Source organism: Streptomyces sp. NPDC053431, from assembly GCF_044544925.1.
Lineage (GTDB): Bacteria > Actinomycetota > Actinomycetes > Streptomycetales > Streptomycetaceae > Streptomyces.
Window position 1 is genome coordinate 200,113 of the sequence record NZ_JBITXX010000009.1, and the last position, 12,083, is coordinate 212,195.

Annotated in this window: 10 protein-coding genes; 5 read left to right on the top strand and 5 right to left on the bottom strand. The window is 73.0% G+C overall.

The window, feature by feature from the left end; translation table 11 throughout:
- Nucleotides 1-92: 92 nt before the first annotated feature.
- Nucleotides 93-602: a hypothetical protein gene (locus ACIGXE_RS22380; RefSeq protein ID WP_399749980.1), complete on the bottom strand. Its 510-nt coding sequence runs from the start codon at nucleotides 600-602 to the stop codon at nucleotides 93-95.
- A gap of 252 nt (nucleotides 603-854) precedes the next feature.
- Between ACIGXE_RS22380 and ACIGXE_RS22385 the strand changes: the two genes are divergently transcribed.
- The 3 genes from ACIGXE_RS22385 to ACIGXE_RS22395 all read left to right on the top strand — a co-directional run bounded on the left by ACIGXE_RS22385 (nucleotide 855) and on the right by ACIGXE_RS22395 (nucleotide 5,076).
- Complete coding sequence (locus ACIGXE_RS22385; protein WP_399749981.1) at nucleotides 855-1,466, top strand: YceI family protein; 612 nt, start codon at nucleotides 855-857, stop codon at nucleotides 1,464-1,466.
- Between the two features lie 234 nt (nucleotides 1,467-1,700).
- Nucleotides 1,701-2,267, top strand: coding sequence for a hypothetical protein (locus ACIGXE_RS22390; protein WP_399749983.1), 567 nt, complete (start codon nucleotides 1,701-1,703; stop codon nucleotides 2,265-2,267).
- Between the two features lie 289 nt (nucleotides 2,268-2,556).
- Nucleotides 2,557-5,076 carry a bifunctional polysaccharide deacetylase/glycosyltransferase family 2 protein gene (locus tag ACIGXE_RS22395; protein WP_399749985.1) on the top strand — a complete coding sequence of 840 codons (2,520 nt, stop codon included), beginning with the start codon at nucleotides 2,557-2,559 and terminating at the stop codon, nucleotides 5,074-5,076.
- Here ACIGXE_RS22395 and ACIGXE_RS22400 read toward each other — a convergent pair.
- On the bottom strand, nucleotides 5,062-5,511 hold the full coding sequence (locus tag ACIGXE_RS22400) for a DUF4267 domain-containing protein (RefSeq protein ID WP_399749987.1): 450 nt from the start codon (nucleotides 5,509-5,511) through the stop codon (nucleotides 5,062-5,064). The two genes, ACIGXE_RS22395 and ACIGXE_RS22400, sit on opposite strands and share 15 nt — an antisense overlap.
- 106 nt (nucleotides 5,512-5,617) lie before the next feature.
- On the opposite strand from ACIGXE_RS22400, the gene ACIGXE_RS22405 reads away from it, so the two are divergent.
- Together ACIGXE_RS22405 and dnaN are read left to right on the top strand one after the other, a co-directional pair.
- Nucleotides 5,618-6,202 (top strand): TetR/AcrR family transcriptional regulator, encoded by a 585-nt coding sequence (locus ACIGXE_RS22405; protein ID WP_399749989.1) that lies wholly within the window; start codon nucleotides 5,618-5,620, stop codon nucleotides 6,200-6,202.
- Between the two features lie 10 nt (nucleotides 6,203-6,212).
- Nucleotides 6,213-7,331 carry a DNA polymerase III subunit beta gene (gene dnaN / locus ACIGXE_RS22410; RefSeq protein WP_399749991.1) on the top strand — a complete coding sequence of 373 codons (1,119 nt, stop codon included), beginning with the start codon at nucleotides 6,213-6,215 and terminating at the stop codon, nucleotides 7,329-7,331.
- Between the two features lie 12 nt (nucleotides 7,332-7,343).
- Here the strand turns inward: dnaN and ACIGXE_RS22415 are convergent, their stop codons facing one another.
- The 3 genes from ACIGXE_RS22415 to ACIGXE_RS22425 all read right to left on the bottom strand — a co-directional run bounded on the left by ACIGXE_RS22415 (nucleotide 7,344) and on the right by ACIGXE_RS22425 (nucleotide 12,063).
- Complete coding sequence (locus ACIGXE_RS22415) at nucleotides 7,344-8,699, bottom strand: hypothetical protein (protein ID WP_399749993.1); 1,356 nt, start codon at nucleotides 8,697-8,699, stop codon at nucleotides 7,344-7,346.
- Between the two features lie 74 nt (nucleotides 8,700-8,773).
- On the bottom strand, nucleotides 8,774-10,405 hold the full coding sequence (gene cimA, locus ACIGXE_RS22420) for a citramalate synthase (RefSeq protein WP_399749995.1): 1,632 nt from the start codon (nucleotides 10,403-10,405) through the stop codon (nucleotides 8,774-8,776).
- Between the two features lie 284 nt (nucleotides 10,406-10,689).
- Nucleotides 10,690-12,063 (bottom strand): MFS transporter, encoded by a 1,374-nt coding sequence (locus ACIGXE_RS22425; RefSeq protein ID WP_399749997.1) that lies wholly within the window; start codon nucleotides 12,061-12,063, stop codon nucleotides 10,690-10,692.
- Between the last annotated feature and the right edge of the window lie 20 nt (nucleotides 12,064-12,083).

Consider the following 12,083-nt stretch of genomic DNA (forward strand, 5'->3'; position numbering starts at 1 on the left):
TCAATGAGCACGACGGCGTCGACCGAAAGCGCTTTCCCCCTGTGATGACGGCCCCGGGGCCACTCCCCTGCCCCCGGCGGCGCCTACGGGGCTCAGCAGCCGCCGCAGTTGTAGTAGGTCACGTCCCAGTGGCTGCCCTCGTCGGCGTAGACGTTGCCGGAGCCGGACTTCCACTGCGGGGCACCGTCACCGCGCAGGCCGATGTAGGTGAACGTGTTCTTGATGTAGTTCCCGACGCAGGTGTACTTGCTGTAGTCGAGCTTGTAGCCGTTCCAGTGCGAGTAGGTGCCGCTCGCGTGACCGGTCTCGGTGCCACCGGTGATGTTCAGGGCGCAGCCGCTGGCCCGCTTGAGGGTCTGGGCGCCCTGGGCGGTGGCGAGGTTGAGCTGCTCGAAGGACGTGCAGGTGGAGTTGTAGCGGTCCGAGCAGTTGCCGGACGAGGACCAGGTGATGCCGACCTCGCGGAACATCGAGGTCGCGGTGGCGTGGCTGATCTTGGTGACGGCGTGGGCGTCGGTGGCCGTGGAGAGGACGCCGAAGCCGGGGGCGAAGAGGGCGCCGAGGACCAGGGCGAGTGCGGTGAGGACGGGGCGGAGCTTCACAGTGCCTCCTGCTGGTGACCGTGCGTACGGACGGGGACGGCTGTGCAGGTGGTGCTCGCCGGAGATGGTGGCGCATGTCTACGCGCGTTCGCCAGAGGGCGTCGGCGAACCGGGCGGAGCCGTTCTGGTGAACATCGCGACGCGACGGACCAAAGATGTTGAAACTTGAACGGAATAGGTCTATGGTCGTTCTCGTTGAACCTTCAACAAAGCGCGGAATCCCCCGCCGCGCCCCGTCCCCAAGGAGCAGTCATGGGTCTCTTCAACCGCAAGAACAACGAGTCCGCCGTCGCCGTCGCCACCCTCCCGGTCGACCCGGCCCTGGCCGCCCTGACCGGCGACTACGCGATCGACCCCGCCCACAGCAGCATCGGCTTCACCGTCCGCCACGCGATGGTCACCAACGTCCGCGGCTCCTTCGCCGAGCACGAGGGCACGCTGAAGCTGGACGGCTCGAACCCGGCCGCCTCCTCCGCCGCCATCGACGTGAAGATCGCCTCCATCGACACCGGCATCGCCGACCGTGACGGGCACCTGCGCAGCGGCGACTTCTTCGACGCCGAGCAGTTCCCGCTGATGAGCTTCCGCTCCACGGAGGCCGAGCAGCTGGGCGGCGACAAGTACCGGATCAAGGGCGACCTGACCATCAAGGACGTCACCAAGCCGCTCTCCATCGACCTGGAGTTCAACGGCACCGCCACCGACGTCTACGGCAACGAGCGGGTCGGCTTCGAGGGCTCCGCCGAGATCCTGCGCTCCGAGTGGGGCCTGACCTGGAACGCGGCCCTGGAGACCGGCGGCGTCATGGTCAGCGACAAGGTCAAGCTGAACTTCGACATCTCCGCGATCAAGAACGCCGCCTGAGCCTTCCGACGCCGGACCGACGGGGCTGATCCCGCCCGGCACGTCCCCCACGAGCGCGCCCGCCTCTCCGCACCCGCGGAAGGCGGGCGCTCGGCGTCCCGGGACTCTCCGGGAGGTGATCCCCTCGGCTCGCGAAAGGCGCGGCCGGGGCTCCGGCAGTGACGAGAACGGGTTCGCCGACGCTGTAGGGCATGAGACGACCGCATGTCCCCGATCCCCAGAGGCCGCCCCCACATGCACCCTCACCCCGCCCCCCTGCACGACGACACCGTGGAGCTCTTCCTCCCCGACGCGGCTGCCGGCGGTGCGACGCGGCCCGGGCCGGCGGCGGGGGCCCCCGAGCCCAGCCCCGTCTTCGTGGACACCTCCGGGCGCAGGCAGCGCCGCCTCCGCCGTTGGGGCTATCTCCTCGTGGTGCCGGCCGTCGGCTACGTCGCCCTGCTCGTCAGCGCCCTGCTGGGCGGTCCGACCGTCCAGGCGCCGTTCCTGCCCTCCGCCCGCGCCCCGCAGACCCCGGCTCCGGGCCCGGCGCCGACCTCCGCCGACGCCACCCGGTCCGCGACGAGCGGCGCGCCCCGCCCCGACTCCACCACCGGCGGGGACACGGCGGCCTCTCCCACCCCCGGTGCCACGACCCCGGCCGCGGGGCGGGCGTCCACCACCCCGCCGGCGTCGGGCCGGACCACCGCGCCGACGGCCACCGCGGGGGCGACCAGCAAGCCGACGCCGCCGGGCGCGGGCGCCGGCAAGCCCACCGCCCCGCCCGGCCAGGGCGGCGGCAAGCCCACCAGCCACCCCTAGGGCCGCCTTCCGGCACACCGGGCGGGCCCGGCGCCGGTCCACGAGACCGCCCATCGCCCCGCACCGGTCCGTGAGCCCGCCGCTCGCCTCCTTCCCCCCGCACCGGTCCGTCCGTGAGCCCGCCGCTCGCCCCCCTACCCCCGCACCGGTCCGGGAGCCCGCCGCTCGCCTCCCTCCCCCCTCGCCGGTCCGTGAGCCCGCCGCTCGCCTCCCTACCCCCCTCCCTCCTCGCCGCGCCCCACCGGCGCACCCCGTCGCAGTCCCCCGCACCAGGCAGGAATCCCGCTCCTTGTCGAAGAACTCCGGCCGCCGGGCCCGCGGCCGACACAGCTCGGTCCGCACCGTCCCCCTGCGCACGCACTGGCTGCTGCTGACCACCCTCGTGCTCACCCTCTCGGCGGCCCTGCTCGTCCAGGGCTGGACCCAGCACCTGTTCGACCAGACCCCGGACTCGGCACCCCGGGAGCGACGGGCGGCCACCTCCGTGCCGGCCCGGATCACCTCCGGGGGGCCGGTGATCGAAGGGGCGTCGGGCCGGGCCATCCGCCCGCTGGACCGCACGGTCTCCCTGACCTTCGACGACGGCCCCGATCCGGTGTGGACCCCCAGGATCCTGGACGTGCTGCGGCGCCACCAGGTGCACGCCACCTTCTTCACCGTCGGCACCCGGGTCGCCGAGCACCCGGAGCTGGCCCGCCGGATCGTGGCGGAGGGCCACCAGATCGGACTCCACAGCTTCACCCACACCGACCTCGGCGCCGCCTCCCCCTGGCGGCGCTCGCTGGAACTGCGCCAGACGCAGCTCGTCGTCGCCGGTGCCACCGGAGTCACCACACCGCTGCTGCGGCCCCCGTACTCGTCCACGAACCCCGCGCTCTCGGACGCCGACTGGGACACCGTCGTGCAGGCCGGGCAGGAGGGGTATCTGACCGTCCTGACGACCCAGGACAGCGAGGACTGGCGGCGCCCCGGTGTCGACCGGATCGTCGCCGGAGCCACGCCCAAGGGCGCCGCGGGCCAGATCGTCCTGCTGCACGACGCCGGCGGGGACCGGTCGCAGACGGTCGCCGCGCTCGAACGGCTGCTGCCCCGGCTGAAGGCGGACGGCCGGCGGTTCACCACCGTCGGCGAGGCGGTGGCCCTGCCCACGGCGGAGCAGCCCGCGACGACGGCGAACGAGTGGCAGGGCTCGGCCCTGATCGCGGCGATCCGGGCCAGCGGCTGGGTCGTGAACATGCTGTCCTGGCTGCTGTACGCCGCGGGCGCGATCAGCGTGCTGCGCGCGCTCGCCGTCCTCGTCGCCGCCCGGCGCCACGTGCGCAAGCGCCGCCGGCCGTGGGGGCAGCCGGTCACCGAACCGGTGAGCGTGATCGTCCCCGCGTACAACGAGAGCGCGGGCATCGAGGCGGCCGTCCGCTCCCTGCTGGCCTCCGACCATCCCGTGGAGGTCATCGTCGTCGACGACGGGTCCACGGACGGCACCGCCGACATCGTCGAGGCCCTGCGGCTGCCCGGCGTACGGGTCATCCGGCAGCAGAACGCGGGCAAGCCGGCCGCCCTCAACACCGGTATCGCCGCGGCCTCCTGCGAGCTGCTGGTCATGGTGGACGGGGACACCGTCTTCGAGCCGGACGCGGTACGCATGATCGTCCAGCCCTTCGCCGACCGCCGGGTCGGCGCCGTCTCGGGCAACGCCAAGGTGGTCAACCGGGGCGGGCTGCTCGGGCGCTGGCAGCACATCGAGTACGTGGTCGGCTTCAACCTCGACCGCCGGCTCTTCGACCTCGCCGAGTGCATGCCCACCGTGCCCGGAGCCGTGGGCGCGTTCCGCCGCGAGGCGCTGCTGCGGGTCGGAGGCGTCAGCGACATCACCCTCGCCGAGGACACCGACCTCACCATGGCCCTGTGCCGGGACGGCTGGCGGGTGGTCTACGAGGAGCGGGCCAAGGCGTGGACCGAGGCGCCGGCCTCCCTCGGCGCCCTGTGGAAGCAGCGCTACCGCTGGTGCTACGGCACCCTGCAGGCCATGTGGAAGCACCGCGGCGCGCTCGTCCAGCGCGGCCAGGCGGGCAAGCTCGGCCGGCGCGGTCTGCTCTACCTGCTGATGTTCCAGGTGTTGCTGCCCCTCCTCGCGCCCGTCGTCGACGTCTTCGCCGTCTACGGCCTGGTCTTCCTCGACCCGGTGCGCATCCTGGGCCTGTGGGTGGGCTTCCTGTTCGTCCAGGTGCTGATGGGCCTGTACGCCTTCCGCCTGGACGGCGAGCGCCCGGGACCGCTGTGGAGCCTGCCGCTCCAGCAGTTCGTCTACCGCCAGTTGATGTACCTGGTCGTGATCCAGTCCGTCTTCACGGCGCTCGCCGGGTCCCGGCTGCGCTGGCAGCGGATGGAACGCTACGGGAGCCTCCAGGTGCCGGTGACGCCGGCCGAACCCGCGCCCCCCGTCCCCGCGCAGCGCACGGGGCACACGTACGACGACGGGAACGCGTACGACGACGGGCGCGGGTACGACGGCGGGCTCCGGCACGACGACGGGTCCTCATACGGACACGCGTACGAGTACGGGCAGGCCCCCGGCCACGGCCAGCGGCACGGGCACGACCAGCGGTATGCCCAGGGCCAGGGATACGCACAGGGCCAGGGGTACGAGCACGACCAGGGGTACACACAGGACCAGCGGTACGGGCACGATCAGGGGTACGCGCAGGACCAGGGGTACACACAGGACCAGGCGTTCGCGCAGGACCAGGCGTACGGGGACCGGAGGGCCGCCGGCCCCGCCGGTCCGTGGCCGCCGTCATCGCGTCTGTGAGGCGCTCCGCGTGACGTCGCGGCTGGTGACGAAGAGGAGCGCGGCGGTCAGGACGACGACGACCCCGGTCGCCGCGTGGATGCCGAGGGCCGCCGCGTAGCTGCCGCCGTGGCCGAGCACGGCGAGCGCGTCGCCGAAGGGGACGATCGCCAGGAGCAGCATCACCCAGGCGAGCGAGCGCCGCCGCCCGAGGGCGAGCAGGGTGAGGATCACGGCCCCGTTGGCGAAGTCGCGGGCGGCCTTGACGCCGAAGTAGCCCGCGGCCTGCCCGTCCGGCCAGGACGGGATGCCGAAGCCGGCGGCGGCGGTCTCGGGGAGGACCGTGAAGTCGAAACCGAACCATAGGCAGGCGAGGCCGAGGAGGACCGACAGGACGGTGGCGGCGCGGTGGGCTAGCGGGCGGCGGTGCGGGAGGACGGCGGACGCTGCGGACATGGGTACCCCCTGGGATCGCTACAGCGAGACTTTCTAGCGGCGCTAGGACTGATAGCAACGCTAGACCTAGCTGCGCTCCGTTGTCTAGCAGTGCTAGCGTTCTCGTATGTCCGCACCGCAGCAGCGCCGTGAGCGCGAACGAGCAGAACGCCACCGGCTGATCGTCGGGGCCGCCCGCGAGCTGGCCGAGCGCGAGGGCTGGGAGGCCGTCACCACCCGCCGGCTGTCCGAGGCCGTCGCCTACAGCCAGCCCGTCCTCTACAGCCACTTCGCGGGCAAGGACGCGATCGTCGCGGCGGTCGCCCTCGAGGGCGTCGAGGAGCTGACCGGCGTCCTGCGGGCCGCCCGGGCCGATGCCGCCGGCCCGGCCGCCGCCCTCACCGCTCTCGCGCGCGCCTACCTGGACTTCGCCCGCGCCCAACCCGCCCTCTACGAAGCGATGTTCGTGCGGCGCAGCGCACTCGAGTTCGCCACCGAGAACACCCCGGAGGTCCTGAAGGCCGCCTTCGCCGAGTTCCTCCTGACGGTCGGTCCGCTCGCGGGAGGTCGCGACCCCGACACGCTCGCCGAGCTCACCTGGAGCGCCCTGCACGGGCTCGCCACCCTCGACGGCAGCAGCCGGCTCCGCCCCGAACTCGCCGAAGGGCGCCTGGAACTGCTGGTCGGCGCGATTGTCAGTGGTGGTCGCTAGCGTCGGCGGCATGGAATTCCGTATCGACAGCGGCGAGTTGACCGAGGCCGTGGCCTGGGCCGCCCGGGTGCTGCCCGCCCGCTCCCCCGTCCCCGTCCTCGGCGGGCTGCTCCTGGAGGCGGCGGACGGCCGGCTGCGCGTCTCCGGTCTCGACTACGAGGCCTCGGCCCGGATCGAGGTGGCCGCCGACACCCTGCGGGACGGCCGGGTCCTGGTGCTCGGGCGGCGGCTGCTCGACATCTGCAAGGTGCTGCCGCACGGACCCGTGGCCTGCGCCGTCGACGGGGCCCGGCTCTCGGTGACCGGCGGCGAGGCCCGTTTCGGCCTCTCGCTGCTGCCCCTCGACGACTACCCGGCCCAGCCCGCGCTGCCCGCGCGGCGCGGCGAGGTGGACGCGGACGCGTTCGCGGCGGCCGTCGGGCACGTGGCGGTGGCGGCCGGCCGGGACGACTCGCTGCCGGTGCTCACCGGGATACGGCTCGGCCTGGACGGCACGACGATGACGCTCGCCGCGACCGACCGCTACCGGTACGCGGTGCGCACGCTGGAGTGGCGGCCCGAGGCCTCCGCCGAGGGCGCCGCGGCCCCCGTCGACGTGGTGGTGCCGGCCCGCCGGCTCACCGAGATCGCCCGCTCGCACGCGGGCGCGGGCACCGTGCGGCTGGCCCTGGACGCGGGCTCCATCGGCTTCGAGAGCCTGTCCTGCCGCACCACCACGCGGCTCATCGACGGACGCCTGCCCCGGCACGACAAGCTCTTCGCGCTCGGGGAGCACGCGGTGGCGGTCACCGAGCGGGCCCCGCTCCTGGAGGCGGTGAAGCGGGTCGCGGTGGTCGCGGAGGGCGACAGCCCCGTCCAGCTGGCCTTCGACGGGAGCGGTGTCCATCTGCAGGCCGGATACGAGGACGACGTGGCCTCGCAGCGGCTCCCCGCCACGCTGACCGGCGCCGCGTCGGTGACGGTGGCCTTCAACCCGGGCTATCTGCTGGACGCGCTCGGCTCGTTCGACGCGCCGGAGATCGCTCTGCGGCTGCTCGGTCCCGGGCAGCGGGCCCTGCTCACGGACTCCCTCGACGGCGGGGCCGGGACCCACCGCCATCTGCTGATGTCGGTGAAGCCCCTGGTCTGAGCCGGACGGGACTCAGAAGCCGCCGCCGCCGTCGAAGCCTCCACCGCCGTCGAAACCGCCGCCCCCGTCGAAGCCGCCGAAGTCGTTCGACCCGAAGTCGCCGGAGCTGAAGTCGGCCCCGGAGAAGTCACCGCCCTGGAAGTCCTGGAAGTCCCCGCCGCCGTACTCGGCGGCGTAGGCCGGGGTGGAGAGCGCCGAGCCGAGCAGGGTGCCCACGAGCAGGCCGGGCAGCATGCCGCCGCCGAAGTAGCCGCCGGCCCAGGGGCCGTACGCGGGCCCCGCCTCCCAGTACGGGCGGCGGCCGCCGGCGGTCTCGACGGTACGGGCCACCGGGTCGAGCCCGTCGTCCAGGCGGGCGGCGTCGGCGGCGCAGACCGGGATCTCCCGCGGCGGCCCGCCGGCCGGGGCCCAGCTGCGGTCCTCGGTGGCGGGGCCGTGGCGCGGGTCGAAGAAGCAGGGCGGGCGCCGCTCGGGCAGCGCCCGGCCCTCGCGGCGGGCGGCCAGCACGGCGAGCGAGAAGCGGCCGTCCTCCAGGGCCTGGGTGACCCCGCGCACGTCGTGCGGGCGGGTGGCCGAGCCCATCAGGGACTTGGCCCGGTCGTACGCGTCGAGGGCGCGCTCGTAGTCGCCGCGCATGGCGTCGTCGGCGCCGGCCTCGGCCGGGTGGAAGTCCAGCCGCTCCAGCTCCTCGCCGAAGGCGGTGATGTCCTCGTCGACGACGACCCGCAGGCGTTCGAGGGCCTCGCGCTCCTCGGCCTCCCGGCGGCGCCTCTTCTGCCGGACGACCGTGTAGGCGCCGGCGCCGGCGGCCACCACGACCGCGCCGAGGGTGATCAGTCCGCCGACCGGGACGTCCGAGCCGGTGCCGACCGCGCCCCAGGAGGCCGGGGCGGAGCCGCGCATGGCGGGCAGGGCCTGGTCGACGAAGTTGTCGAGCTCGGTCTTCGCGTCCACCCCGGGCTGCCGTACGGAGGTGACGAGGTTGTCCACGGCGTCGCGGGACATCACCGAACGGTCGGCGCCCGCGTCGAAGCCGTTGCCGAGGCGGACCGCGTAGAGCCCCGTGATGCCGGTCTGGGTGCGCAGGTTGCGCAGCAGGTTCTCGGGCGGGAACTGCGCGTTCGCGGGCAGAACGGCGACGAACAGCGGCTTGTCGGCATTCTTGATCTTCTGCGCGAGGGCGGCCGCGTCGGCCGTCGAGAGCTGCGCGGCGGCGCCTGGGTCGACGTAGACCGGGCCCTGTTTCAGGGCGGCGGCCACGTCGGGTACGCCCGTGGCCCTGGCCCCCACGGACGGGGCCAGGACCAGGAGCAGCATGAGCGCGAGGCCGACGAGGGCCGGCCACACGGATATCGCCCTGGTCCTCATGGTTCGACGCTACCCGAAACAGCACCGAACGAGACATAAAGGGCGAATTCCTTCGAGCCGGGACCGGCCCGGGACTACTCGGCGGGGTCGATGCCCGCCCGCAGCATCCCGTACGTGTAAGCGTCCTCCAGGGCCTGCCAGGAGGCGGCGATGACGTTCTCGCCGACGCCGACCGTGGCCCACTCGCCGTTGCCGTCGCTGGTGGTGACCAGGACCCGGGTCGTGGACTCGGTGCCGTGGCGGCCCTCCAGGATGCGCACCTTGTAGTCGATCAGCTCGAACTTGGCGAGCTGCGGGTAGATGCGCTCCAGGCCGACCCGCATCGCCCGGTCGAGGGCGTTGACGGGGCCATTGCCCTCGGCGGTGGCGACGATCCGCTCGCCCTTGGCCCACAGCTTCACGGTGGCCTCGTTGGCGTGGGTGCCGTCCGGGCGGTCCTCGACGATGGCGCGCCAGGACTCGGTGCGGAAGTAGCGGCGCGGCCGGCCCTCGGCCTCCTCGCGGAGCAGCAGCTCGAAGGAGGCGTCGGCGGCCTCGTAGGTGTAGCCCTTGAGCTCGCGCTCCTTGACCCGCTCGACGACCCGGGCGACCAGGGCGCGGTCGTCGCCCAGGTCGATGCCGAGCTCCTTGCCCTTGAGCTCGATGGAGGCGCGGCCGGCCATGTCGGAGACCAGCATCCGCATGGTGTTGCCGACCAGCTCCGGGTCGATGTGCTGGTAGAGGTCCGGGTCCACCTTGATGGCGGAGGCGTGCAGGCCCGCCTTGTGCGCGAAGGCGGAGACGCCCACGTACGGCTGGTGGGTGGAGGGGGTGAGGTTGACGACCTCGGCGATGGCGTGCGAGATCCGGGTCATCTCGGCCAGCGCGCCCTCGGGGAGCACCTTCTTGCCGTACTTGAGCTCCAGGGCCGCGACCACGGGGAAGAGGTTGGCGTTGCCGACCCGCTCGCCGTAGCCGTTGGCGGTGCACTGGACGTGAGTGGCGCCCGCGTCGACGGCGGCGAGGGTGTTGGCGACGGCGCAGCCGGTGTCGTCCTGGGCGTGGATGCCCAGGCGGGCGCCGGTGTCGGCGATGACGGTGGCGACCACGGCCTGCACCTGGGCGGGCAGCATGCCGCCGTTGGTGTCGCAGAGGACGACGACGTCGGCGCCGGCCTCGTGCGCGGCCCGGACGACGTCCTTGGCGTAGCCGGGGTTCTCCTTGTAGCCGTCGAAGAAGTGCTCGCAGTCGACGAACACGCGGCGACCCTGGGAGCGCAGGTAGGAGACGGTGTCGCGGACCATCTCCAGGTTCTCTTCGAGGGTGGTGCGCAGCGCCAGCTCGACGTGCCGGTCGTGCGACTTGGCGACGAGGGTGATCACCGGGGCGCCGGAGTCGAGCAGCGCCTTGACCTGCGGGTCGTCGGCGGCGTTGCCGCCGGCCCTGCGGGTGGCGCCGAAGGCGACGAGCTGCGCGTTCCTGAACGCGATCTCCTGCCGGGCGCGGGCGAAGAACTCGGTGTCACGGGGGTTGGCACCGGGCCAGCCGCCCTCGATGAAGCCGACGCCGAAGTCGTCGAGGTGCCGCGCGATGGTCAGCTTGTCCGCGACGGTGAGGTTGATGCCCTCGCGCTGCGCTCCGTCGCGCAGCGTCGTGTCGAAGACATGGAAACTGTCGTCGAGGCGGCCGGCGTCGAGACGCGGGCTCTCGCCGTTCTCCGTGCTCATGACTGTGATGGCTCCTGTCGGATGTGGCTCCGGAAGGTCTGGATCCACTTGCCCCCATTCTCACGCGCCGTCCGCTTCCGGCGGTGGTGAGGCCGGAAAACGAAAAAACCCCTCGCGGGTGCGAGAGGTCTGCGCGCGGGTCTGGGGCACGGTGGCCGCTGCCGCGGGGGTGGAGTCCCGCGGTTCAGCGGTCACTGCGGACCGGCGCGCTGCTGCCGATAATCATGGCGGTAGCAAGCACGTCGGCAGTCTGCCACACCCGCTCGCGGGCCCGGACACGAATCTCACGATGCGGAATCCACGGCGTTCCCGGGGGTGCGCACGGGCCCGGCGTCGGCGTCCTTCCGCCCGGCGGCCGCCCCCTCGGCCCCCGTCCCCGCGCGGCCCACCCGGCCGAGGTCGATGTCGCGGGTCTCGCGCATGGTGACGTACACGACCAGGGAGACGGCCGCGCAGCCGGCGACGTACCAGTAGTAGCCGGACTCGATCCCGGCGTCCTTGAACCACAGGGCCACGTACTCGGCGGTGCCGCCGAACAGGGCGTTGGCGACGGCGTACGGCAGGGCGACGCCGAGGGCGCGCACGCCGGTCGGGAAGAGCTCGGCCTTCACGCAGGCGTTGATCGACGTGTAGCCGGTGACGACGACGAGCGCGAGCAGGGCGAGCCCGAGGGCGGGCCAGAAGGAGCCCGCGTGCCGCAGCATCGTCATGATCGGCACGGTCAGGAGGGTGGAGCCGACCGCGAAGGTGATCAGCAGCGGGCGGCGCCCGATCCGGTCGGAGAGCCGGCCGGCCAGCGGCTGGAGGCAGGCGAAGACGATCAGCGCGCAGAAGGACACCAGGGTGGCGGTCTGCTTGGGCAGTCCCGCGGAGTTGGACAGGTACTTCGTGAGGTAGGTGGTGTACGTGTAGTAGGCCACCGTGCCGCCCATGGTCAGCGCGACGACGAGGAAGGCCTCGCCCCGGTGCGCCCACAGGGCCCTGAGGGTGCCCTTCTCGCCGCCCGGGACACCGGAGTCGGCGGTCTCCTCGTACACCTCCGTCTCCAGCATGGTGCGGCGCAGGTAGAAGACCACGGCCGCGCCGAGGGCGCCGACGACGAAGGGGATGCGCCAGCCCCAGCTGTGCAGGGCCTCGGCGGACATGGTCCGCTGGAGGACGATCTGCAGTCCCAGGCCGATGATCTGACCGGCCGTCATCGACACGTACTGGAAGCTGGAGGCGAAGCCGCGGTGCCGCGGGGCGGAGGCCTCGGTGAGGTAGGTGGCGCTGGCGGCGTACTCGCCACCGACGGAGAGCCCCTGGAGCAGCCGGGCGACGAGCAGGACGGCTGCCCCGCCGTATCCCGCGACGGCGTACGTCGGCGCTACGGCGATCAGGACGGCCGACGCGGACATCAGCGTCACGGTGAGGGTGAGGGCCGCCTTGCGGCCCTTGCGGTCACCGACCCGGCCGAGCAGCCAGCCGCCGACCGGGCGCATGAAGAAGCCGACGGCGAAGATGCCGGCGGTGTTCATGAGCTTGGCGGTGTCGTTGCCCTCGGGGAAGAACGCCCCCGCGAAATAGGTCGCGAAGCTCGCGTACACGAACCAGTCGAACCACTCGACCATGTTGCCGGCCGAACCGACCCAGATCTTCTTCCAGTGCTCTCGTCCCATGGCCCCGAACCGTGCCGGAG

Bases quoted from the DNA above. Each gene is read 5' to 3' on its own strand.
- cimA (WP_399749995.1), bottom strand. From the start codon at position 10,405: ATGAGCACGGAGAACGGCGAGAGCCCGCGTCTCGACGCCGGCCGCCTC.
- dnaN (WP_399749991.1), top strand. From the start codon at position 6,213: ATGGAATTCCGTATCGACAGCGGCGAGTTGACCGAGGCCGTGGCCTGG.
- ACIGXE_RS22425 (WP_399749997.1), bottom strand. From the start codon at position 12,063: ATGGGACGAGAGCACTGGAAGAAGATCTGGGTCGGTTCGGCCGGCAAC.
- ACIGXE_RS22415 (WP_399749993.1), bottom strand. From the start codon at position 8,699: ATGAGGACCAGGGCGATATCCGTGTGGCCGGCCCTCGTCGGCCTCGCG.
- ACIGXE_RS22405 (WP_399749989.1), top strand. From the start codon at position 5,618: ATGTCCGCACCGCAGCAGCGCCGTGAGCGCGAACGAGCAGAACGCCAC.
- ACIGXE_RS22400 (WP_399749987.1), bottom strand. From the start codon at position 5,511: ATGTCCGCAGCGTCCGCCGTCCTCCCGCACCGCCGCCCGCTAGCCCAC.
- ACIGXE_RS22385 (WP_399749981.1), top strand. From the start codon at position 855: ATGGGTCTCTTCAACCGCAAGAACAACGAGTCCGCCGTCGCCGTCGCC.
- ACIGXE_RS22390 (WP_399749983.1), top strand. From the start codon at position 1,701: ATGCACCCTCACCCCGCCCCCCTGCACGACGACACCGTGGAGCTCTTC.